Below are 22,697 nucleotides of genomic sequence, written 5' to 3'. Positions count from 1 at the left end.
CTACCCGATATCTTTAAACAACTTAGAACAGCCCTATAAACATACAAACCCCACACTTCCTAACGCCACACCTAGTTCAACCGTAGTCGAATTCCCTTAAGTGTGTAGGAATAATCCTATATTGCCGCTAGAGCCACCTCAGTTCATGCGAGCGCTCATTCATCTGAGCTAAGGTGCGCGCTTTATTCGCGTACGTATGGGATTTGATTATGAACTCCGTTTTTATTGTCGATGATCACCCCGTCATCCGACTTGCCGTTCGAATGCTGCTGGAGCACGAAGGCTACAAGGTCGTTGGCGAAACCGATAATGGGGTCGACGCCATGCAAATGGTCCGCGAATGCATGCCCGATCTGGTCATCCTCGACATCAGTATCCCCAAGCTCGATGGGCTGGAGGTTCTCGCCCGTTTCAACGCCATGAGCACCCCGCTCAAGACCCTCGTACTGACCGCCCAGTGCCCGACTCTCTTCGGTATTCGCTGCATGCAGTCCGGCGCATCCGGTTATGTATGCAAGGAAGAAGACCTCAGTGAACTGGTCAGCGCCATCAAGGCGGTTCTTTCCGGTTACAACTACTTCCCCAGCCAGGCACTCAATCCGGTACGCAGCGACGATATACGTTATGCCGAACTTGAACTGTTCAAATCCGTCAATGACCGTGAACTTATGGTCTTGCAGTTATTTGCCCAAGGCCGTACTAACAAGGAAATTGCCAAAGGCATGTTCCTCAGTAACAAGACCGTCAGCACTTACAAAAAACGCCTGATGCAAAAACTCAAAGCCAAGTCCCTGGTGGAACTTATCGAGATGGCCAAACGTAACGCATTAGTGTGAGAGCCCGCATGCCCATTCGCTTTGTCCATCTTGCCGGACTGATTGCAGGCCTGTTTCTGAGTACACAGGTTCTGGCCTCCCTCCTCGCCCCGCACAGCTATGTCCTGCGGAGCCGGTCGACGTTCGAATTGATGCCAGTGCCCCTCGATGCCTCACAACGGCAATGGTTGCAGGGACGGCATGAACTGATCCTGGGCACCTCCGCCCCGGATTATCCACCGTTCGACATGACGTCAAGCGGGCGCGACTACGAGGGCTTCACCGCGGACTACGCCGGTTTCCTCGGCCAGGCCACCGGCCTGCCAATCCGCATCGAGCGCTTCGCCTCCCGGGACGCGGCCCTGGAGGCGCTGCTGGCGGGCCAGGTCGACATGCTCGGCAGCGCCAACGGATTCGAAGCGAGCAACCCCGACATCGTCCTTTCCATCCCCTACGCCATCGATCAACCGGTGCTGGTGACCCGGGAAGACGAGACCCGTTCGCTGACCGAACGGCTGGCCGGATTGCGTCTGAGCATGGTCTATCACTACTTGCCGCAAGAAGAAGTCAAAGCCCTGTACCCGAAGGCCATTCTCACTTCCTACCCGTCCTATCAGAATGCGATCAACGCGGTAGCATTTGACCAGGCCGACGTGTTTCTCGGCGACACCATTTCCACCCACTACATGATCAACAGGGGTTACCTGAACAACATTCGCATGGCCAACTTCGGCAAACAGGAAGCCCATGGCTTCAGCTTTGCCGTACACACTGGCAACGGGCAACTGCTGAACATCATCAACACCGTACTCAATGCTGTTCCGCGCAGTGAACGCGACAGTATTGCGAAACGCTGGAGTGCCGGCAGCGACATCCTGCTGACCGACCAGAAGTTGCAATTGACCCGTAATGAAGAAGAATGGCTCAAACAGCACCCGGTGATTCGAGTGGTGGTGAACGACGCCCTCGCTCCGCTGACATTTTTCGACAGCGACGGCAATTTCCGGGGCATCACCGCCGACCTGCTCGAACTGCTGCGACTGCGCACCGGACTACGCTTCGAGATTCGCCGCAGTCACAGCGACGACGCAATGATCGAGCAGGTCAGGCTGCATCAAGCCGATCTGATCGCTGCCCTGCTACCAAGTCCGCAACGTGAGAAGCGCCTGCAATTCAGCCGCCCCTACCTGGAAAACTCCTACGTTTTACTGACGCGCAAAGCCGCTGACAGCCCTTCGCATCTAAGTCAGCTCAAGGATAAGTACCTGGCGATCGCCCAAGGCAGTCCCTTGACCGATTACCTGCGCCGCGAGTTTCCACACATCGAAGTCATTGAAACGTCCGATACCTTCAGCGCCGCGACCTTGCTTGCCGAGGGCAAGGTTGATGGCGCCGTCAGTTCGCTGGTGATTGCCAACTATCTGATTTCCTCGCGCATCTTCGAACACCCCTTACAGATCACTACCACCCTTGGCACACGTCAGGCAGCGTTTTCACTGGCCATCGCGCGAGGCAATACCGAGCTGGGCTCGATCCTCGACAAGGCACTGCTAAGCATCACGCCCGAAGAACTGGGCGTGATCAACAGTCGCTGGCGGGGTTTCTCGACAGCGACGCAAAGTAACTGGCGGCATTACCAGCGCCTGTTCTATCAAGTGATTGGTGGTGCCTGCCTGCTGCTGTTGTTGTCATTGCTCTGGAACGCTTACATGAGTCGACAGATCAAGCAACGCAAGATGGCCGAACGGGCCTTGAATGATCAGTTCGAATTCATGAGTTCGCTGGTCAACGGCACGCCCCATCCCATCTATGTGCGTGATTGCCAGGGTTTGCTGCAGAGCTGCAACGACAGCTACCTTGATGCGTTCAATGCCAAACGCGAAGACGTCATCGGTAAAAGTGTCATGCAAGGCACGCTGAGCAACGCGTTCGAAGCCCAGACATTTCAGGCGGACTACCAACGGGTGTTAGCTGAAGGTACGCCGCTGGTACTTGATCGTCCGTTGCATATCGGTACCCGACGCTTGACGATCTATCACTGGATATTGCCCTACCGCGACTCCAGCGGCGAAGTCAAAGGCATCATCGGTGGCTGGATCGACATCAGCGAGCGCCGCCAACTGTTCGATGAACTGCGCCTGGCCAAGGAACAGGCGGATGACGCCAATCGCGCCAAAAGCACCTTTCTGGCGACCATGAGCCACGAGATCCGCACGCCGATGAATGCGGTGATCGGCATGCTCGAACTGACCCTCAAGCGCATGGACCAACAGCATCCGGACCGATCGTCAATCGACACCGCCTACCACTCGGCCAAGGATCTGCTGGGACTGATCGGCGATATCCTCGATATCGCCAGAATCGAGTCCGGCCGCCTGAGCCTGAGCCCGGAACGGGTCAACCTTGTTGAAACGGTGGCGTCGGTGGCGAGAATCTTCGATGGCCTCGCCCGACAGAAAAACCTCCCCCTGACACTGACCGTCAATCCACCCGAACTGGACGTCGACGTTGATCTGGACCCGATGCGCTTCAAGCAGGTGCTGTCGAACCTGATCAGCAACGCCATCAAGTTCACCGAACACGGACGCATCCGTATCGACCTCGACATACTGCCCGGCGGCACACCCGAACTCTCACTGATCCAGTTGACGATTCAGGACACCGGCGTCGGTATCAGCGCCGAAGTCCAGCAACGACTGTTCGAACCTTTTTCCCAGGCCGACAACTCTCAACAGCAAAGTCGTGGCGGCGCAGGCCTCGGTCTGTTCATCAGTCGCAGCCTCTGCGAAATGATGGGTGGCCGGTTGCAATTGTGCAGTCAGCCCGGCATCGGCACCCAGGTCTGCCTGTCGATGCCGCTACAGACGCTACCCAGCGAAGTGAGCACCGCACGGCGCGAGCCGCCGATCCGGGTGACTTTCGCGCCGTTGAACATATTGGTGGTCGATGACCATCCGGCCAATCGCCTATTGATGTGCCAGCAACTGGAATACCTCGGGCACCGCTTCAGCCTGGCCGAAGAGGGTCGAAGCGGTCTGGAAAAATGGCAGACCGGCAATTTCGATCTGGTCATCGCCGACTGCAATATGCCGGTGATGAACGGCTATGAGCTGACCCGAGCGATTCGCCAGCAGGAGCAACTGACCGGGAAACCACCGTGTACCGTGCTGGGTTTCACGGCCAACGCGCAACCCGAGGAAATCCAGCGCTGCAAACAGGCCGGCATGAACGACTGCCTGTTCAAACCGCTGAGCCTTAGCGCGCTGAGCCACTGGGTCAATGAACTCAAGCCGGCCTTCCCGGCACCAACCTTCAACCTTGAAGGCCTCAGTCAGCTCACGGGGGATAACCCGGTGCAGATCCAGCGTCTGCTCCGCGAACTGCTCAACAGCAGCCGGCTTGATCGCCAGGAACTGCTGGCCTTGTCGCCGCACTCCGACCGCGAGGCGTTGATCGTGACGGCGCACAAGATCAAGGGCGCCGCGCGGATCGCCCAGGCGTCGCGCCTGATCGCCTGTTGCGAAGCACTGGAGCAAGCCTGCGTACAAGTGCAGTCCGCAGCCACCATCGCTCAACACTGCAAAACCACCGACACGGCGATACTTGAACTGGAGCAGGCATTGCAGCAACAGCTGGAGCAGAACCATAAAAGCAGAATGACCGAGCCTTAACTATGCTTGGGCGCTGAGCAGTGTGTTTATCCCCCATGGAGAGTCAGCAATGCCCAGCCCACTGCGCACGGATCAACGCCGGTTCCCTCTGCACGTACATATCAGCGTGATGTTCACCTTCCTGATGTTGCTGACCGCAGTGGTGCTGGGGCTGTTCAATTACAGCCAGACGACCCGCATCATTCTTTCGAGCAGTGAGCATCTGTTCAATCGGATCGAACAGGATGTACGCCTGGATCTGCACGCCACGTACCAGCCGATCCGCCACTTGTTGAGCCTGCTGGCCGACTACCCCGCGGCCCAGGCAACTGATCTGCAACAGCGTCTGGCTCTGCTCAAACCCTTCAGCCAGTCGCTCAAGGACAATCCTGACCTCGCCTCGCTTTACCTCGGCTATGGCAATGGCGACTTCTTCATGGTACGGGCCTTGCGCAGCGAGGCCTTGAAGACCCAGCTCAAGGCGCCGCCGGCAGCGGTGTATCAAGTCTGGAGCATCGAGCACGACGGCAGCGCCGGCACCCGCTCGCAGTCATTGTTTTTCGATCAGGGCCTGTCGCTCCTCGCCCGCCAGGACAACCCCGATGACAGTTACGATCCACGCAGCCGCGATTGGTACAGCAACGCCCGGCAAAGTGGCGACCAGATCACCACCGAACCCTATGTGTTTTTCTCCACTCACAATGTCGGTACCACCCTGGCCCGGCGCAGCGCTGACACGACGGTCATCGGCGCCGACCTGACCCTCGCCGCACTCTCGGCGACGCTGATCAAGCACGTGGTGACACCGAACACCGAGATCGTCCTGTTCGACGCCGAAGGCAATGCCGTGGCCTGGCCGGACAGCAGCCGACTGATCGTCGACGACCGCACCGCGCGCCTGGCCAAGGCTGCCGACTTGAGCCCGCGCCTGCATGCCTTGTTGTCCGGCGAGCAGCACGGCAATCGCATAAAAGTCGATGGCCGCCCGTGGATCGTCGCCCGCAGCAGCTTGCAGGAGGGCGGGCCGCAAGGCCTGCAAATGGCCTTGCTGGTGCCGGAGGATGAATTGCTCGTCGACGCTTATCGCATGCGCTGGCAAGGCGCGCTGATAACCCTGGCAACGTTGCTGTTGTGCCTGCCATTGGGCTGGCTGATTTCGCGCACACTGGTCAAACCCTTGCACGCTCTGGTCAAGGAAGCCGATGCGATTCGCAGTTTCGACTTCAATTTCCCGGTGACCCGGCGCTCGCCCGTGCTGGAAGTTGACCAACTGAGTCTGTCGATGGCGCGCATGAAGGACACCCTGGCGAGCTTCTTCCGCATCACCGACAGCCTGTGCGCCGAAACCCGCTTCGCGCAGTTGCTGCAACGGGTGCTGTTCGAGACGGTGCAGATCGCCCAGGCACAGGCGGGCCTGATTTATTTGCGCGAGAGCGATGGCAGCCGCATGGAGCCTTATGGATTGGTGATCGATGACACCCCGCAAACCCTGGAAACTTTCGACATTCAGGGCCACGACCTGCAAACGAGCCAGGGCCCGGCATGGTTCGAGGAACTGGTGCACGCCGACAATGTGGTCATAAACCTCGGTTTCGAGCAGGCCAGGGATTTGCAAAAAGTATTGCTCGCGATGACGTCACCGCGCGTGCATCTGATCGGCATGCGCCTGCGCAACCGCCACAACGAAACGATTGGCCTGTTGATTTTGCTGGTCAATGACAGCGGCACGCCTGCCGATCTGGAAAAACTGCGCCCCGACCGTATCGCCTTCCTGCAAGCGGTATCCGGCGCGGCGGCAGTGAGTATCGAAAGTCAGCGCCTGCAGGCGAAACAGAAACAGTTGCTGGACGCTTTCATTCAATTGCTCGCCGGCGCTATCGATGCCAAAAGTCCGTACACCGGCGGCCACTGTCAGCGCGTGCCGGAGCTCACCCTGATGCTCGCCCAGGCTGCGGCGGCCAGCCAGGCACCGGCGTTCAGCACCTACCAGCCCAGCGAGGATGACTGGGAAGCCTTGCACATTGCGGCGTGGCTGCATGATTGCGGCAAGGTCACGACACCGGAATACGTGGTCGACAAAGCCACCAAGCTGGAAACCATCAACGACCGCATCCACGAGATTCGCACCCGCTTCGAGGTGCTCAAGCGCGATGCCTGGATCGATTACTGGCAAGCGCTGGCCAAGGGCGCAGACGAGGTGGCATTGCGCGACCTGCGGGATGCCACACTGGCTGCGCTGGACGCAGACTTCGCCTTTGTCGCCCGTTGCAATCTGGGCGGCGAAGCCATGGCCGAAGCCGATCTGCAACGCCTTGATAAGCTTGCCCGCCGGACCTGGACGCGCACGCTGGATGATCGATTGGGCGTGTCGTGGGACGAAAACCGCCGTCAGGCCCGCACGCCTGCGCCGACCCTGCCGGTCAGCGAATCGCTGCTGGCAGACAAGCCCGAACATCTGCTTGAAAGAGACAAGAACGAGTTGATACCCGAAGACAATCCATGGGGTTTCAAGCTGGATGTACCGCGCTACAAATACAATCGTGGCGAGTTGTACAACCTGAGCATCACCCGTGGCACGCTGACCCGCGAGGAGCGCTACATCATCAATCATCACATGGTGCAGACAATCATGATGCTCAGTCACCTGCCATTCCCCGGCCACCTCGAGAGCATCGCCGAAATCGCCGGCGGCCATCATGAAAAGATGGACGGCAGCGGTTACCCGAAACGCTTGAAACGTGAGGAAATGAGCCTGCCGGCAAGGATGATGGCGATCGCCGATATTTTCGAAGCGCTGACCGCAGCCGATCGGCCCTACAAGAAGGCCAAGTCGCTGAGCGAAGCGTTAGGGATCATGGCGACGATGTGCCGCGAGGCGCACATCGATGCACAGCTGTTCGGCTTGTTCGTCAACGAGGGTGTGTACCTGCAATACGCCGCACGTTTTCTCGACCCACAGCAAATCGACGCCGTGGATGCGGCCAGCCTGTTGCACAAGGCTGGCCTCACCGCATGATCAGCAGTCGGTCAGACGCAGGAAGATCGACGCCAGTTGTTCGATGCCGGCCTGATCGTCGGCGCCAAAACGCGCCAGTTTCGGGCTGTCCAGATCGAGAACAGCGACCAGGCGGCCGTCCTTGACCAACGGCACGACCAACTCACTGTTCGACGCGCTGTCGCAGGCGATGTGCCCGGGAAACGCGTGCACATCTTCGACCCGCTGGGTTTGCCGAGTGGCCGCCGCCGCGCCGCACACGCCACGACCGAATGGAATGCGCACGCAGGCGATTTGCCCCTGAAACGGGCCGAGCACCAGTTCTTCGTTGCGATTGAGGTAGAAACCGGCCCAGTTCAGATCATCGAGCTGGTTGAACAGGAACGCCGAAAACTGCGCAGCGTTGGCGATAAAATCGCGCTCGTCAGCCAGCAGCGACTCCAGTTGAGCGGCCAACATGCCATAGCCTTCGAGGCCCTGGCCGCTTTGTTGCAAATCAATCATGCCTTGTGCTCCAACAATTTCAGTCCCACCCAGTATCGGGCGAATTGATACGCGCAACGTCCGTTGCGATTACCGCGGCCGGTGGCCCAACGCACGGCAAGGATGTCCAGCTCTTCGTCGCGCTGCCAGCTCAGGCCGGCCTTGGCGGCCAGTTGGCCGATCCAGTGTTCGACGACGTCGAGGAAATGTTCTTGGGTAAACGGGTAAAACGACAGCCACAGGCCGAATCGATCCGACAGGGCGATCTTGTCTTCGACGGCTTCGCTTGGGTGCAGCTCGCCATCTACACGTTTCCAGTTTTCGTTGTCGCTTTCCTTTTCCGGCACCAGATGACGGCGGTTGGAGGTCGCATAGAGCAAAACGTTATCCGGCGCCTGCTCGAGCGAACCGTCGAGCACGCTTTTCAGGACGCGGTAATCGCCTTCACCGGACTCGAACGACAAATCATCGCAAAACAGCACGAAGCGTTGTGGCAGTTTACCGATCTGCTCGACCACGCGGGGCAGGTCAGCCAGATGGTCGCGCTCGATTTCGATCAGGCGCAGGCCGGATTTGGCGTGTTCGGCGAGCAGCGCCCGTACCAGCGAGGATTTGCCGGTACCGCGCGAGCCCCAGAGCAATGCGTGGTTGGCCGGCATGCCGTCAAGGAATTGCTGAGTGTTGCGGCCCAACTGCTCGAGTTGACGGTCGACACCAATCAGGTCGGACAGGCGCATGTCGAGGCTGACTTCCAGCGGCAGCAGATACCCGCTGCGCCCGTCACGCTGCCAGCGCGCAGCCAGGCACGTGCCCCAGTCAATGACGGGGCGCGATGCCGGCAACAGCGGTTCGATTCGCGCCAGAACCGATTCGGCGCGCTCAAGAAAAGCATTCAATCGGGAATCCACGTCTTCTCCTCGGGCATTTTCAAAGTGATGATGGTAACCCTGCGACGGCAAACAGATTTAAACCCCCGCGCCGCGCCTTGTTACAAGGCGATTCGGGAACCTCGGCATCCATACATGATCGACTATGCTTGAGCAGCGAAGGGAAACGGAAGTGGTTCAACACCCCATGGATATCAAATTCACCCACCGGCTGTCTTACAAGCAAGCCAGGCTTACTGTGCTGGTCGGGTTCATTCTGGGCACGCTGCTCAGCCTGCTGCAAATCGGCATCGATTATGCCAGTGAAGACGCCTCCATCAATCGTGAAATCCTGTCTTTGCTGGAAATCAGCCATAACCCGGCATCGCGCATCGCCTACAACATCGACGCCGAACTGGCACAGGAACTCACGCTGGGTTTGCTGCGTTCGCCGGCGATCGTCTCTGCGCAACTGACCGACAACAACGGTACGGTGCTGGCCAGCGTCAAACGCCCCGAACTGCAGAGCAGCTATCGGGTGATCAGCGACTTCCTGTTTGGCGCCAAGCGGCAGTTCGAAGACCGCCTCTATCTTGATCACTTGCCCAACGAATCTCTGGGTGTCTTGAGCCTTGAAGTCGACACTTATGCTTTCGGCAGCCGTTTTCTGCGCCGCGCGGAAATCACCCTCCTCAACGGTTTTGCCCGCAGCCTGATCCTGACCGGAATCCTGCTCGCGCTGTTTTACGTCATGCTGACCAAACCACTGGTGCGGGTGATCCGCGAACTCAGCGGGCGTGACCCTCGTTCCGCCGAGCCAACAACTCTGGAGTGTCCGGCCGGGCACGGCAATGACGAGATTGGCGTGCTGGTCAAAGTTGCCAACCAGCAGTTCGAAAACATTGCCACCGAGATCCAGCAACGCCGCAACGCCGAAAATCGCCTGACCGACTATCTCGGCCAACTGGAAAACATCGTCTCGGCGCGCACCGCTGAACTCAAGGCGATCAACGCCCGGCTCAGCCAGTCCAACCAGGAACTCGAAGTTGCGCGCAGCACCGCGCTGGAAATGGCCGAAGCGCGCTCGGCCTTCCTCGCCAACATGAGCCATGAAATCCGCACGCCGCTCAACGGTTTGCTGGGGATGATCGCGCTGTCGCTCGACGGCCCGCTGAACGCCGAGCAACAGCAACAGCTGTCGATTGCCCATGACTCCGGCAAGGTGCTGGTGGAGTTGCTCAACGATATCCTCGACCTGTCCAAGTTCGACGCCGGGCAACTGGAGCTGGAAAATATTCCGTTCGATCTCGGCTCTCTGATCGAAGACACGGCCAACCTGCTGTCGCAGAATGCCGCGCCGAGCGTTGAGCTGACTTGCCTGATCGATCCGCACTTCCCCGCTCTGGTACTGGGCGATCCGACCCGGGTTCGGCAGATTGTCAGCAACCTGCTGTCCAACGCGCTGAAGTTCACCCGTTTCGGCCGCGTCGATGTGCGCCTGTCGGCTTACAAGGACGGCGTGCGCATCGAGGTCTGCGACACCGGGATCGGCATCGCCCAGGATGCGCAGGTGAAAATATTCCAGCCGTTCACCCAGGCCGGCGCCGGGATTACCCGCCAGTACGGCGGCACCGGGCTGGGACTGGCACTGACCTACAACCTCTGCGAGGCCATGCAGGGACGTCTGACCATCAGTTCCGAGACCGGTTTTGGCAGTCAGTTCTGCGCCGAGTTGCCACTTCCCTGCCACACCCGCGCGCTGGCCCCGGCGCCACTGCACGGCAAAGTACTGGCAATCACTGCGGGCAGCAGCGGCCTGGCCGAGTTGCTGCAAAGCGTGCTGCCGGTCTGGGGCCTCGAGTATGAACAGCGCACCATCGACGATTCGCTCCTGGGCCTGACGCCAGACGTGCTGATTACCGACTGTCCGGAATGTCTGTTCGGCTTGCGACCGACCCTCGTCGCGCCAATTCTGCTGGTGACCGCCTACGGCAGTTTCCTGCCCAGCGAAGAGGCTGCCGCCCTCGCGCCTTTGCAGCAACAGGCACGACCGCTGGCGCGTAATGCGCTCTATCAGAATCTGCGTCGCACCCTGCAACCGGACACCACCACGATCAACGATGCGCGTCTGGAGTCTTCACCCAGCGTGCGGCGTGGGCGGGTATTGCTGGTCGAGGACAACCCGGTCAATCAGTTGGTGGCCAAGGGCATGCTTGGCAAGCTCGGCTGCGAGGTCGTAGTCGCCGCGCATGGTGCCGAAGCGCTGGATCAGTTGGAGTATCACGAGTTCGACATGGTCCTGATGGACTGCAACATGCCGGTCATGGACGGCTACGAAGCCAGCCGGCAGATTCGCCAGAGCGGACGCTGGCCGAGTCTGCCGATTGTCGCCCTGACCGCCAACGCCATGTCCGAAGAGCGCGAACGCTGCCGGGCGGCGGGCATGAGCGACTATCTGGCGAAACCGTTCCGCCGCGAGGAACTGGCGGCACTGCTGGATCAATGGATTCCGTCTACGACAGCGCTTTGATCTGCCCCAACAGTTGATCGAGGCCGTTGCGCAGGTCGTTGAGCCGGTCCAGATCCACACCGCTGTCGCACAGCAGCCGGGCCTTCAGCGGCCCGACCTGTTCGCGCAACGCCTGGCCAGCAGACGTCAGACTCAAATGCACTTCCCGCTCATCACGGGCCGAGCGCTGCCGTTGTACCAGTTGCAACTGCTCAAGACGCTTGAGCAATGGCGTCAGCGTGCCGGAGTCGAGCGCCAGGCGTTCGCCCAAAGCCTTGACCGTCGGTTGCTCCGGCGCGGCGTCCTGCCACTCCCACAACACCAGCATCGCCAGATATTGCGGATAGGTCAGGCCGAGTTGATCGAGCATCGGCTTGTAGGCACGAATCACTGCCCGGGACGCGGCGTACAGTTTGAAGCACAACTGACTGTCGAGCTTCAGCGAATCGACCGACAGATTGTTCATTTGAGCAGGGCTTCGATCTCGCGGCTCAGGTCCTGCGGCTTGGTTGCCGGGGCAAAGCGCTTGACCAACTGGCCGTCCTTGCCGATCAGGAACTTGGTGAAATTCCACTTGATGCCCTGAGAGCCGAGTACGCCCGGCGCACGTTTCTTCAACTGCACGAACAGCGGATGGGCATCGGCACCGTTGACTTCGATTTTCTTGAACAGGGGGAAGCTGACACCGAAGTTCAACTCGCAGAATTCGCTGATTGCGCCTTCGTTGCCCGGCTCCTGCTTGCCGAACTGGTTGCAAGGAAAGCCCAGCACCACCAGGCCCTGATCCTTGTAGGTCTGCCAGAGTTGTTCAAGGCCTTTGTACTGTGGGGTGAAACCGCATTTGCTCGCCGTGTTGACCACCAGCACGGCTTTGCCGGCGAAATCAGCGAGGGTCTTTTGCTCGCCTTTGATGGTGGTGCACGGAATATTCAGCAGGTTGTCGCTCATGAGACGGGCTCCGCAGATAATCGGGAAAGGCCAAACATAGCGAGCAATTAAATTGTGTGCAATTTAATTAATAGAAACACCCTCGTGTAGGAGCTGCCGAAGGCTGCGATCTTTTGATCCTGTCCTTAAAAAGCAAAATCAAAAGATCGCAGCCTTCGGCGGCTCCTACAGGGGTTGATCGCACGGTTCGACAGGCGTGCGATCGTCGAATTGATCGCACCGTCCGAAAGGCGTGCGATTGTGGGTTTATTCGCGCGGTTCGAGGTTCAGGCACACCGAGTTGATGCAATAACGCAGGCCGGTGGGCGGCGGGCCGTCCGGGAACACATGACCCAGATGCGCGTCGCAGCGGGCGCACTTCACTTCGGTACGGATCATGCCGTGGCTGACATCGCGGATTTCGGTCATTGCGCTTTCGCCGATCGGCTCATAAAAGCTCGGCCAGCCACAACCGGAGTCGAATTTGGCTTGGGAGTCGAACAATGCTTCGTTGCAGCAGACGCAGTGGTAAACACCGTCGGTTTTGGTGGCGTTGTATTTGCCAGAGAACGGTCGCTCGGTCGCACTGAGGCGGCAAACCTCGTACTGCTGCGGATCGAGCATGGCCTTCCATTCTTCCAGGGTTTTTTCCAACTTTTCCATCATCACACCTCAGCGGCTGAAAAAGCCCGATCTGTACCTTTTCCACGGATCGGGTGGCACGTATGATTGCGCCTTGTTTTGACGCCAGTCTGGCAGCCACGTTACACGCACTCAAACGGATTTTTTGCAGCGTTGAGTGCCGGCAACCGATTGGCGTGCACATGCAGGATTCCCAGTACGGTAGTTCATACAGCGTCTGGATCGTTCATTTTCGGGATCACATCGCCATGCAGTTCAGCAAATCGAACAAGCTCGCCAACGTCTGCTACGACATTCGCGGCCCGGTGCTCAAGCACGCCAAACGACTGGAAGAGGAAGGCCAGCGCATCCTCAAGCTGAACATCGGCAACCCGGCGCCGTTTGGTTTCGAGGCGCCGGACGAAATTCTTCAGGATGTGATCCGCAACCTGCCGACCGCGCAAGGCTACAGCGACTCCAAAGGCCTGTTCAGCGCGCGCAAGGCGGTGATGCAGTATTACCAGCAAAAGAATGTTGAAGGTGTCGGCATCGAAGACATCTATCTGGGCAACGGCGTGTCCGAGCTGATCGTGATGTCGTTGCAGGCGCTGCTCAACAACGGCGACGAAGTGCTGGTTCCGGCGCCGGATTATCCACTGTGGACCGCCGCCGTCAGTCTGGCCGGTGGTAATGCCGTGCATTACCTGTGCGACGAAGGCGCCGACTGGTTCCCGGATCTGGCCGACATCAAGGCCAAGATCACCCCGAACACCAAAGCCATGGTGATCATCAACCCGAACAACCCGACCGGTGCGGTGTATTCGAAGGAAGTGCTGCTGGGCATGCTGGAAATCGCCCGCGCGCACAACCTGGTGGTGTTCTCCGACGAGATCTACGACAAGATCCTCTATGACGATGCCGTGCACATCTGCACCGCGTCGCTGGCGCCCGACCTGCTCTGCCTGACCTTCAACGGTCTGTCGAAGTCGTACCGTGTGGCCGGTTTCCGCTCCGGCTGGATCGCCATCTCCGGGCCGAAACACAACGCCCAGAGCTACATCGAAGGCATCGACATGCTGGCCAACATGCGCCTGTGCGCCAACGTGCCAAGCCAGCATGCGATCCAGACCGCACTCGGTGGCTATCAGAGCATCAACGATCTGGTGCTGCCGCAAGGTCGTCTGCTGGAACAGCGCAACCGTACCTGGGAGCTGCTCAACGACATTCCGGGCGTCAGCTGCGTCAAGCCGATGGGCGCGCTCTACGCCTTCCCGCGCATTGATCCGAAGGTCTGCCCGATCCACAACGACGAGAAGTTCGTTCTCGACCTGCTGCTTTCCGAGAAGCTGCTGGTCGTTCAGGGCACCGCGTTCAACTGGCCATGGCCGGATCATTTCCGTGTGGTCACCCTGCCCCGCGTCGACGATCTGGAAATGGCCATCGGCCGCATCGGCAACTTCCTCAAGTCCTACCGCCAGTAACTGGCCAGCAGTGCGCGACGGCCCGAACGTCGCGCAATGTCTGATTCAGCAACACTTCTGTGATCCGCGCCTGCACAGGCCTTCTACACTTGCGATTCGAACCGGTCACCCGCGTCGGAGGTAATGGCGACGGGTCGCCGCCGTGCGTCATCGGTAGCGATATTGACAGTGGGAATTGTCCTGCACGCCTGCGAATTCGCTGTAGGACACAGTTTGAAATAGTCACTCGGTTGAATAGCCCCGTGCCGCACCTTATATACCCCGCAGTACGCTACATCTTTAGCTTGAGGAGATTTCTACAACCATGATGCGCATCCTGCTGTTTTTGGCCACTAACCTGGCGGTCGTGCTGATAGCCAGCATCACCCTGAGCCTTTTCGGCTTCAACGGGTTCATGGCGGCCAACGGGGTTGATCTCAACCTTAGTCAGCTGCTGGTTTTCTGTGCGGTCTTTGGTTTCGCCGGTTCGCTGTTCTCGCTGTTCATCTCCAAGTGGATGGCAAAGATGAGCACCGGTACCCAGATCATCAGCCAGCCACGTACCCGTCATGAGCAATGGCTGCTGCAAACCGTCGAGCAACTGTCCCGTGAAGCCGGGATCAAGATGCCCGAAGTCGGTATTTTCCCGGCCTACGAAGCGAACGCTTTCGCCACCGGCTGGAACAAGAACGACGCGCTGGTCGCGGTCAGCCAGGGTTTGCTGGAGCGTTTTTCGCCCGATGAAGTGAAAGCCGTGCTGGCCCACGAAATCGGCCACGTTGCCAACGGCGATATGGTCACCCTGGCACTGATCCAGGGCGTGGTGAACACCTTTGTGATGTTCTTCGCGCGGATCATCGGCAACTTCGTCGACAAAGTGATCTTCAAGAACGAAGAAGGCCAGGGCATTGCCTACTACGTGGCAACCATCTTCGCCGAACTGGTTCTGGGCATTCTCGCCAGCTCGATCGTCATGTGGTTCTCGCGCAAGCGCGAATTCCGTGCCGACGAAGCCGGTGCGCGCCTGGCCGGTACCAGCGCGATGATTGGCGCCCTGCAACGCCTGCGTGCCGAACAGGGCCTGCCGGTGCACATGCCGGACACCCTGAACGCCTTTGGTATCAACGGTGGCATCAAACAGGGCTTTGCCCGCATGTTCATGAGCCACCCGCCGCTGGAAGAGCGTATTGACGCACTGCGTCGTCGCGGTTGATCAGATTGGCGTAAATACAAAAGGCCCGCAGTGATGCGGGCCTTTTTTTTGTTGCCTGACAAATGGGTTGCTCCCAATGGCCTCATCGCTGGCAAGCCAGCTCCCACAATGATTTGTGGGCGCTGAAGATTTTGATGAACACCCGAAACCCTGTGGGAGCTGGCTTGCCAGCGATGGGGCCGGCCCTACTGGCGCAGAACTATTGGCTGGAAATCCGGTACACCCGCTCCTCAAGCCGCGTCACCCCCGCCTGCAAGAACTTCCAGCTCTCGCCCAGCACATCCTGCTCTTCCAGCATCTGCAGCTGCCAGACATCTCCCAGCAACCGCTGCACCTCTTCATCCACCACCGCAAATGGCGGCCCCGGCATCTGCGCCTGATCGTAATCCAGCGTAATCAACAGCCCTTGCACCCCTTGCGCAAGGATCTGCTGAAGATGCGCCGCATACCGCTCACGCATCGGCAGCGGCAAGGCGATCAGTGCCGCCCGGTCGTACAGCGCCGAGCAGTCGGCCACATCGTTCGCCGTCAACGCGAAGAAGTCACCACACCACAACTCGATGGCATCACCGCGATAGACCTTGAACGCGCCCTTCTGACTAATCTGCGGCTGAATCTGATGCTCGGTGAAGAAGTCTTCGATCGCCTTTTCCGACAGTTCGATCCCGAGCACCGAATGACCGCGCCCAGCAAGCCACGCCAGATCCAGACTTTTCCCACACAAAGGTACGAGCACCCGCGCCGATGCCGGGACCGCCCAGTGCCGCTGCAAATACGGGTTCACGTCAGGCAGATGAAAACCGATCTGGCCCGACGCCCATTTCTTGTGCCAAAACTCAGGCTGCATGTATCACTCCCAAAAAATCGATCAAAAAGCGCTAAAACTTATATTAGATTTAGATCAAACAACTGACTGAAGATGGCTCATCTTAACGCTCAGGATCCTTTCCATGTTTCCCAGCCTGTATATCTCCCATGGCTCGCCCATGCTTGCGCTCGAACCCGGTGCCAGTGGCCCGGCACTGGCGCGACTGGCAGCCGAACTGCCCCGGCCGAAAGCCATCGTGATCGTCTCCGCACACTGGGAGAGCCAGGAATTGCTGGTCAGCAGCCATCCGCAACCGGAAACCTGGCACGACTTCGGCGGCTTCCCCCGTGCACTGTTTGAAGTACAGTACCCGGCGCCCGGCGACCCACAACTGGCCGCCGAAGTCGCCGCGCTGCTGAACAGTCACAACCTGCCCGCGCGCCTTGATTCACAACGTCCGTTTGATCATGGGGTGTGGGTACCGTTGTCGCTGATGTATCCGCAAGCCGATATTCCGGTAGTGCAGGTCTCGCTGCCAAGCCGCGCCGGCCCGGCGTTACAGACCCGCGTCGGCCGAGCGCTGGCCAGCCTGCGTGATCAGGGTATTTTGCTGATCGGCTCCGGCAGCATCACTCACAACCTGCGCGAACTGGACTGGCATGCCGGCCCGGAAAGTGTCGAACCGTGGGCGCGGGATTTCCGTGACTGGATGATCGACAAGCTGGCGGCCGACGATGAGCCGGCGCTGCATGACTACCGTCAGCAGGCGCCGAACGCCGTGCGCAACCATCCGAGTGATGAGCATTTGTTGCCGTTGTATTTTGCTCGGGGTGCGGGTGGTGAGTTCAGCGTGGCGCACAAGGGCTTCACGATGGGTGCGCTGGGGATGGATATTTATCGTTTTGGTTGACGCCTTCGCGAGCAGGCTCGCTCCCACAAAGGCAAAAAGCAGGCAAAAAAATCCCCGAACCAGTCGGGGATTTTTTATCTGCGATCAATCAGCTCAGGGGCCGATCAATCTTCGCGATAGCGACGCAGTTTCAGCTGCTTACCGGCAACGCGAGTGTCCTTCAGTTTGGTCAGGAGTTTGTCCAGACCATCTTCCGGCAGCTCGACGAGGCTGAAGCTGTCACGCACCTGGATGCGACCGATCGCTTCACGGGCCAGACCGCCTTCGTTGAGGATGGCGCCCAGCAGGTTTTTCGCAGCGATACCGTCACGCGCACCCAGCGCGGTACGGCAACGAGCACGGCCTTCGCCCAAAGGCATTGGCGCGCGACGCTCGCGGTCACCACGATCAGGACGATCACCGGTGCGCTCAGGACGGTCGCCACGCGGTGCATTGTTCGGCACCAGTGGACGTTCCTTCTCGATCGCTGCCAGGGTCAGCGCTTGGCCATTGGTAGCCTTGCGCAGCAGCGCAGCAGCCAGAGCACGCGGAGTGCAGCCGATGTCTGCAGTCAGACGATCGAGCAACTCACCGTGAGTCGATTCGGCATCAGCAACCAGCGGCGACAGGCTGTTGGTCAGTTTCTTGATGCGTGCATCGAGAACAGCTTGAGCGTCCGGCAGGCGTACTTCAGCCACTTTCTGACCGGTTACACGCTCGATCACTTGCAGCATGCGGCGCTCACGTGGAGTCACCAGCAGCAGTGCACGACCTTCGCGACCGGCACGGCCAGTACGGCCGATACGGTGAACGTAAGATTCCGGATCGTACGGCATATCAACGTTGAATACGTGAGTGATGCGCGGAACGTCCAGACCACGAGCAGCAACGTCGGTCGCAACAACGATGTCCAGACGGCCATCTTTCAGCGAGTCGATGACGCGCTCACGCTGGTTCTGGGCGATGTCACCGTTCAGCGCCGCGGCTTTGTAGCCTTTGGCGTCGAGGGCGCTTGCCAGATCCAGGGTCGCTTGCTTGGTGCGTACGAACATGATCAGAGCGTCGAAATCTTCCACTTCCAGCAAGCTGAGAACGGCCGAAGTCTTCTGGTCAGCGTGAACCAACAGGTGAGCCTGTTCGATCGCGGTAACGGTCTGGGTCTTGGTCTGGATCTTCACGTGTTGCGGATCGCGCAGATGGCGTTCAGCAATGGCACGGATCGACTGCGGCAGGGTAGCCGAGAACAAAACGGTCTGACGGGTAGCTGGCAGAGCCTTGAAGATGACTTCCAGGTCATCCATGAAGCCCAGCTTCAACATTTCGTCAGCTTCGTCGAGAACCAGGTGGTTCACGGTCGACAGAACTTTTTCGTCACGGCGCAGGTGGTCGCACAGACGGCCCGGAGTGGCGACAACGATCTGTGCGCCATTACGGATTGCTTTCAGTTGCGGGCCCATCGGCGCGCCGCCGTAAACGGCCACAACAGTAACGCCCGGCATCTGCTTGGCGTAGGTTTCGAAAGCGGTTGCTACTTGCAGCGCCAACTCACGAGTTGGCGCCAGGATCAGGGCTTGCGGTTCGCGCTTGGCAGGATCGATGCGGTGCAGGATAGGCAGTGCGAACGCGGCGGTTTTACCGGTACCGGTTTGCGCCTGGCCAATCATGTCCTGGCCGGCCATGATGATCGGGATCGATTGCTGCTGAATCGCCGAAGGCTCTTCGTAGCCAGTCGCTGCGACGGCTGCAAGAATATTCGGGTTAAGATTAAAAGCGGCGAATCCGCCGGTTTCCTGGGTCATGGGTCTGCCTCTAAGTGCATCCGCAAAGACCCATGCTCCAAAGCTGCGCATGCCGTGTTGAGACTCAAGAGTCGCCCTGGCAGCTTTGTCGGCGGGGATTTGCGAAAACGAATGAATGAAAAAAAAGAATCGTCCGGGAAGAGCCCGCAATGCGGACGTGCAGCCGAAGCTGACTTCGGGAAATTGCGCTACCTAAACGCGGCCCGGTTAAAGGCCGGCGCGCACTATACCGGATTTTGCCCAAAAAGGGAGCTTTTTTTATCGGCAAAATACCTGTGTCACCGCTGTGTAACGGGGTTTTGCGGATAATCGCGCCAAGGTCTATTTTTCAAAGGCCCGGCCCTGCGGGCGATGACGCTTAAACGATTCATCGACATGCGGCATTCCGTCGCTGCACCCGCCCTTCCCGCCCGAGGATCCAGCCATGAATCAGCCCTGCCCCGGCCGCGTCAGCCGAGAACGCCGTGGTCACGTCCACCTGATTGGCCTTGACCGAGCGGCCAAGCGCAATGCTTTCGACCTCGACCTGCTGAATGAGCTGAGCCTGGCCTATGGCGAGTTCGAGGCCGACAGCGAGGCACGAGTCGCGGTGGTGTTCGGCCATGGCGAACACTTTACCGCCGGTCTGGATCTGGTGAATACCAGTGGCGCACTCGCCGAAGGCTGGCAGGTTCCGACCGGCGGTTGCGATCCGTGGGGCGTTTTCGTCGGCCCACGGGTGAGCAAACCGGTGATCGTCGCCGCCCAAGGTTATTGCCTGACCATTGGCATCGAGTTGATGCTGGCCGCCGACATCAACCTGTGTGCGAGCAATACTCGCTTCGCGCAAATGGAAGTGCAGCGTGGGATCTTTCCTTTTGGTGGCGCGACTTTACGTTTTCATCAAGTCGCCGGCTGGGGCAATGCGATGCGCTGGTTGCTGACCGGCGATGAGTTTGATGCGCACGATGCGTTGCACCTGGGGTTGGTGCAGGAAGTGATGGCCAGTGAAGACCTGCTGCCACGGGCGATTGAACTGGCTGAGCGAATTGCCCGGCAGGCGCCGCTGGGGGTGCAGGCGACGCTGATGTCGGCGCGACAGGCACGGTATGAAGGTGAGACGGCGGCGGCGCAAGGGTTGCCGGCGTTGGTGAAGAAGTTGCTGGCCAGCGAGGATGCCAAGGAGGGCGTGCGGTCTTTGGTTGAGCGCCGACCTGGCATCTTCAAAGGAATCTAACCCCCCTGTAGGAGCTGCCGAAGGCTGCGATCTTTTGATGTTGATCTTGTAAAAAACAGGATCAAAAAATCGCAGCCTGCGGCAGTTCCTACAGGGGGCGGTGATCAGGTCGCCGGGCGAATGGCGTTGATCAACGACTGCAACGAATAGCCCAACTGTGGCGCCAGCGCTGCGGCCCGCGCGGTCAACGCTTGCATGTCCAGCTCCTGATCGAGGTCCGCCGGCACCAGCAGAATCACATTGCCCTCCTTCACCGGCAGCTCCCAATAATGCCGGTGATAGAGCCCGCGCAACAGTGCCGCGCCCAGCGGCTGGCCATCATCGGTGGCCCACTGATTGATCACCAGCCAGCCACCCGGATTCAGACGCTTCTGGCAATCACCGAGAAAACCCCAGGCCAGATGCCCGACACCCGGGCCGACGTCAGTGTAGAGGTCGACGAAGATCAGATCCGCAGGCTCTGCGGTCGGCAACAACTCCAGCGCATCGCCGACACGGATGTACAGGCGAGGATCATCATCCAGCCCAAGGTATTCGATAGCCAGACGCGGCACATCCGGGCGCAGCTCGATCGCTTCAACGTCTTCCAGCGGCAGAAACTTGAGGCATGCCTGGGTCAACGTACCCGCACCAAGCCCTAGAAACAGCGCACTCTCCGGCAACTCATGGCACAACGCGCCAATCAGCATCGCGCGGGTATAGTCGTACTCCAGCCAGCTCGGATCAGCGGTGAACACACAGCTCTGCTCGATGGCATCGCCGAATTCGAGAAACCGGTAGTCAGCCACTTCCAGCACGCGAATCACGCCGAACTCATCCTGTACTTCGGCGAGCAGATGCTCGACGCGCTCCTCAGTCATTTCGTCTCCTGATGGTCACCGGGCGCGGTGACGCGATGGCACCGCTGTGGCGCCGTGGCAAAGCGGCGATTGTCGGCGATGGGGCGGGAGCAGGTCACGCACTAATTGCTGCTAACATGGCCTTCCGTGCGTAGAACCTTAGAGACCGTGATGAGCCAACCGTGGAGCCCTGATAGCTGGCGCGCCTTGCCGATCCAGCAACAACCCCAATACCCCGACGCCGCGCACCTGCGCCAGGTCGAGCAAACCCTGGCCAGTTATCCGCCACTGGTGTTTGCCGGTGAAGCGCGCGAACTGCGTCGGCAGTTTGCCGAAGTCACTCAGGGCCGGGCATTCCTGCTGCAGGGCGGCGATTGCGCGGAAAGCTTCGCCGAGTTCTCCGCCGCGAAGATTCGCGACACCTTTAAAGTGTTGTTGCAAATGGCGATCGTCATGACCTTCGCGGCCGGTTGCCCGGTGGTCAAGGTCGGGCGCATGGCCGGTCAGTTCGCCAAGCCGCGTTCGGCCAACGACGAGACCATCGATGGCGTGACCCTGCCGGCTTATCGCGGCGACATCGTCAACGGCATCGGTTTCGATGAGAAGAGCCGCGTACCGGATCCGGAACGTCTGCTGCAGTCCTATCACCAATCCACCGCGACGCTGAACCTGTTGCGCGCCTTCGCCCAGGGCGGCTTTGCCGATCTGCACCAGGTGCACAAATGGAACCTCGATTTCATCGCCAACTCGGCGCTGGCCGAGAAGTACAGCCACCTCGCCGACCGCATCGATGAAACCCTGGCGTTCATGCGCGCCTGCGGCATGGACAGCTCGCCGCAACTGCGCGAAACCAGTTTCTTCACCGCCCACGAAGCGTTGCTGCTGAACTACGAAGAAGCCTTCGTGCGCCGCGACAGCCTGACCAACGATTACTACGATTGCTCGGCGCACATGCTGTGGATCGGCGACCGCACTCGTCAGCTCGACGGCGCGCATGTCGAATTCCTCCGTGGCGTGAACAACCCGATCGGGGTGAAAGTCGGCCCGAGCATGAACCCGGACGATCTGATCCGCCTGATCGACGTGCTCAACCCGGACAACGATCCGGGGCGCCTGAACCTGATTGCGCGGATGGGCGCGAACAAGGTCGGCGATCACCTGCCGGCGCTGATTCGCGCGGTGCAGCGTGAAGGCAAGCAAGTGCTGTGGAGTTCCGACCCGATGCACGGCAACACCATCAAGGCGAGCAGCGGCTACAAGACCCGCGACTTTGCGCAGATTCTTGGCGAGGTGAAGCAGTTCTTCCAGGTGCACGAAGCGGAAGGCAGCTACGCCGGCGGGATTCACATCGAGATGACCGGGCAGAACGTCACCGAGTGCATCGGTGGGGCGCGGCCGATTACTGAAGATGGCTTGTCGGATCGCTATCACACGCATTGTGATCCGCGGATGAATGCTGATCAGTCGCTGGAGTTGGCGTTCCTGATTGCTGAAACCCTGAAGCAAGTCCGCCGCTAAGGTTTCGACATCTCTATCGCTTGAACGGGCCTCATCGCTGGCAAGCCAGGCTCCCACAGTGATCGCGTCGGTCACAAGACCCGTGTACG

At 59.5% G+C, this 22,697-nt stretch carries 17 protein-coding genes; 9 read left to right on the top strand and 8 right to left on the bottom strand.

Features of this window, described 5'->3' with window-relative positions; genetic code table 11:
- Positions 1–209: 209 nt before the first annotated feature.
- The 3 genes from ACIPZE_RS16795 to ACIPZE_RS16785 are packed head-to-tail and all read left to right on the top strand — an operon-like array spanning position 210 to position 7,481.
- Positions 210–836 carry a response regulator transcription factor gene (locus tag ACIPZE_RS16795; protein ID WP_064391377.1) on the top strand — a complete coding sequence of 209 codons (627 nt, stop codon included), beginning with the start codon at positions 210–212 and terminating at the stop codon, positions 834–836.
- An 8-nt stretch (positions 837–844) separates the two neighbouring features.
- On the top strand, positions 845–4,486 hold the full coding sequence (locus ACIPZE_RS16790) for a transporter substrate-binding domain-containing protein (protein ID WP_400773984.1): 3,642 nt from the start codon (positions 845–847) through the stop codon (positions 4,484–4,486).
- Positions 4,487–4,535: 49 nt separating this feature from the next.
- Entirely contained in the window at positions 4,536–7,481 is a 2,946-nt protein-coding gene (locus tag ACIPZE_RS16785) for an HD domain-containing phosphohydrolase (RefSeq protein ID WP_400773982.1), read from the top strand.
- Here ACIPZE_RS16785 and ACIPZE_RS16780 read toward each other — a convergent pair whose 3' ends face one another.
- Both ACIPZE_RS16780 and ACIPZE_RS16775 read right to left on the bottom strand, forming a co-directional pair.
- Positions 7,482–7,964, bottom strand: coding sequence for a GAF domain-containing protein (locus ACIPZE_RS16780; RefSeq protein WP_129394889.1), 483 nt, complete (start codon positions 7,962–7,964; stop codon positions 7,482–7,484).
- On the bottom strand, positions 7,961–8,851 hold the full coding sequence (locus ACIPZE_RS16775; protein ID WP_129394890.1) for an ATP-binding protein: 891 nt from the start codon (positions 8,849–8,851) through the stop codon (positions 7,961–7,963). The genes ACIPZE_RS16780 and ACIPZE_RS16775 overlap by 4 nt, the downstream gene beginning before the upstream one ends.
- Before the next feature lie 166 nt (positions 8,852–9,017).
- Here ACIPZE_RS16775 and ACIPZE_RS16770 point away from each other — a divergent pair, with 166 nt between their 5' ends.
- Positions 9,018–11,339 carry a response regulator gene (locus tag ACIPZE_RS16770; protein WP_400773980.1) on the top strand — a complete coding sequence of 774 codons (2,322 nt, stop codon included), beginning with the start codon at positions 9,018–9,020 and terminating at the stop codon, positions 11,337–11,339.
- Here ACIPZE_RS16770 and ACIPZE_RS16765 read toward each other — a convergent pair.
- From ACIPZE_RS16765 to msrB, 3 genes are all read right to left on the bottom strand, one after another.
- Positions 11,323–11,784, bottom strand: coding sequence for a MarR family winged helix-turn-helix transcriptional regulator (locus ACIPZE_RS16765; protein WP_283438894.1), 462 nt, complete (start codon positions 11,782–11,784; stop codon positions 11,323–11,325). The two genes, ACIPZE_RS16770 and ACIPZE_RS16765, sit on opposite strands and share 17 nt — an antisense overlap.
- Positions 11,781–12,266 (bottom strand): glutathione peroxidase, encoded by a 486-nt coding sequence (locus ACIPZE_RS16760; RefSeq protein WP_400773978.1) that lies wholly within the window; start codon positions 12,264–12,266, stop codon positions 11,781–11,783. The genes ACIPZE_RS16765 and ACIPZE_RS16760 overlap by 4 nt, the downstream gene beginning before the upstream one ends.
- A 246-nt stretch (positions 12,267–12,512) precedes the next feature.
- Positions 12,513–12,908 carry a peptide-methionine (R)-S-oxide reductase MsrB gene (msrB, locus tag ACIPZE_RS16755; protein WP_400773976.1) on the bottom strand — a complete coding sequence of 132 codons (396 nt, stop codon included), beginning with the start codon at positions 12,906–12,908 and terminating at the stop codon, positions 12,513–12,515.
- Positions 12,909–13,135: 227 nt separating this feature from the next.
- Between msrB and ACIPZE_RS16750 the strand changes: the two genes are divergently transcribed.
- Positions 13,136–14,347, top strand: a complete 1,212-nt coding sequence (locus tag ACIPZE_RS16750; RefSeq protein WP_003226761.1) for a pyridoxal phosphate-dependent aminotransferase — start codon at positions 13,136–13,138, stop codon at positions 14,345–14,347.
- 304 nt (positions 14,348–14,651) lie between these two features.
- Positions 14,652–15,539: a protease HtpX gene (htpX, locus tag ACIPZE_RS16745; protein ID WP_129394895.1), complete on the top strand. Its 888-nt coding sequence runs from the start codon at positions 14,652–14,654 to the stop codon at positions 15,537–15,539.
- 199 nt (positions 15,540–15,738) lie between these two features.
- Here htpX and ACIPZE_RS16740 read toward each other — a convergent pair whose 3' ends face one another.
- Positions 15,739–16,386, bottom strand: coding sequence for a thiopurine S-methyltransferase (locus tag ACIPZE_RS16740; RefSeq protein WP_400773973.1), 648 nt, complete (start codon positions 16,384–16,386; stop codon positions 15,739–15,741).
- A gap of 103 nt (positions 16,387–16,489) precedes the next feature.
- Between ACIPZE_RS16740 and ACIPZE_RS16735 the strand changes: the two genes are divergently transcribed.
- Entirely contained in the window at positions 16,490–17,257 is a 768-nt protein-coding gene (locus tag ACIPZE_RS16735; protein ID WP_400773971.1) for a DODA-type extradiol aromatic ring-opening family dioxygenase, read from the top strand.
- 104 nt (positions 17,258–17,361) lie between these two features.
- Here ACIPZE_RS16735 and ACIPZE_RS16730 read toward each other — a convergent pair whose 3' ends face one another.
- The gene (locus ACIPZE_RS16730) at positions 17,362–19,035 is read right to left on the bottom strand and encodes a DEAD/DEAH box helicase (protein ID WP_129394898.1); all 1,674 of its coding nucleotides are present in this window, start codon (positions 19,033–19,035) and stop codon (positions 17,362–17,364) included.
- A gap of 424 nt (positions 19,036–19,459) precedes the next feature.
- Between ACIPZE_RS16730 and ACIPZE_RS16725 the strand changes: the two genes are divergently transcribed.
- Entirely contained in the window at positions 19,460–20,251 is a 792-nt protein-coding gene (locus ACIPZE_RS16725) for a crotonase/enoyl-CoA hydratase family protein (RefSeq protein WP_283438897.1), read from the top strand.
- 104 nt (positions 20,252–20,355) lie between these two features.
- Here ACIPZE_RS16725 and ACIPZE_RS16720 read toward each other — a convergent pair whose 3' ends face one another.
- A complete protein-coding gene (locus ACIPZE_RS16720) occupies positions 20,356–21,111 on the bottom strand; it encodes a spermidine synthase (RefSeq protein WP_400773968.1) in 756 nt (251 codons plus the stop codon).
- 150 nt (positions 21,112–21,261) lie between these two features.
- Here ACIPZE_RS16720 and ACIPZE_RS16715 point away from each other — a divergent pair, with 150 nt between their 5' ends.
- The gene (locus ACIPZE_RS16715) at positions 21,262–22,608 is read left to right on the top strand and encodes a class II 3-deoxy-7-phosphoheptulonate synthase (RefSeq protein ID WP_003226774.1); all 1,347 of its coding nucleotides are present in this window, start codon (positions 21,262–21,264) and stop codon (positions 22,606–22,608) included.
- The last annotated feature ends 89 nt before the right edge of the window (positions 22,609–22,697 follow it).

The sequence above is a fragment of the Pseudomonas sp. NPDC089741 genome, from assembly GCF_044748825.1.
Lineage (GTDB): Bacteria > Pseudomonadota > Gammaproteobacteria > Pseudomonadales > Pseudomonadaceae > Aquipseudomonas > Aquipseudomonas helmanticensis.
This window is presented reverse-complemented; position numbering and strand designations above follow the sequence as displayed.

Coding starts and splice junctions, on each gene's coding strand:
- ACIPZE_RS16770 (WP_400773980.1), top strand. CDS start 9,018: ATGGATATCAAATTCACCCACCGGCTGTCTTACAAGCAAGCCAGGCTT.
- ACIPZE_RS16785 (WP_400773982.1), top strand. CDS start 4,536: ATGCCCAGCCCACTGCGCACGGATCAACGCCGGTTCCCTCTGCACGTA.
- ACIPZE_RS16750 (WP_003226761.1), top strand. CDS start 13,136: ATGCAGTTCAGCAAATCGAACAAGCTCGCCAACGTCTGCTACGACATT.
- ACIPZE_RS16720 (WP_400773968.1), bottom strand. CDS start 21,111: ATGACTGAGGAGCGCGTCGAGCATCTGCTCGCCGAAGTACAGGATGAG.
- ACIPZE_RS16780 (WP_129394889.1), bottom strand. CDS start 7,964: ATGATTGATTTGCAACAAAGCGGCCAGGGCCTCGAAGGCTATGGCATG.
- ACIPZE_RS16730 (WP_129394898.1), bottom strand. CDS start 19,035: ATGACCCAGGAAACCGGCGGATTCGCCGCTTTTAATCTTAACCCGAAT.
- msrB (WP_400773976.1), bottom strand. CDS start 12,908: ATGGAAAAGTTGGAAAAAACCCTGGAAGAATGGAAGGCCATGCTCGAT.
- ACIPZE_RS16790 (WP_400773984.1), top strand. CDS start 845: ATGCCCATTCGCTTTGTCCATCTTGCCGGACTGATTGCAGGCCTGTTT.
- htpX (WP_129394895.1), top strand. CDS start 14,652: ATGATGCGCATCCTGCTGTTTTTGGCCACTAACCTGGCGGTCGTGCTG.
- ACIPZE_RS16765 (WP_283438894.1), bottom strand. CDS start 11,784: ATGAACAATCTGTCGGTCGATTCGCTGAAGCTCGACAGTCAGTTGTGC.
- ACIPZE_RS16715 (WP_003226774.1), top strand. CDS start 21,262: ATGAGCCAACCGTGGAGCCCTGATAGCTGGCGCGCCTTGCCGATCCAG.
- ACIPZE_RS16725 (WP_283438897.1), top strand. CDS start 19,460: ATGAATCAGCCCTGCCCCGGCCGCGTCAGCCGAGAACGCCGTGGTCAC.
- ACIPZE_RS16760 (WP_400773978.1), bottom strand. CDS start 12,266: ATGAGCGACAACCTGCTGAATATTCCGTGCACCACCATCAAAGGCGAG.
- ACIPZE_RS16795 (WP_064391377.1), top strand. CDS start 210: ATGAACTCCGTTTTTATTGTCGATGATCACCCCGTCATCCGACTTGCC.
- ACIPZE_RS16740 (WP_400773973.1), bottom strand. CDS start 16,386: ATGCAGCCTGAGTTTTGGCACAAGAAATGGGCGTCGGGCCAGATCGGT.
- ACIPZE_RS16735 (WP_400773971.1), top strand. CDS start 16,490: ATGTTTCCCAGCCTGTATATCTCCCATGGCTCGCCCATGCTTGCGCTC.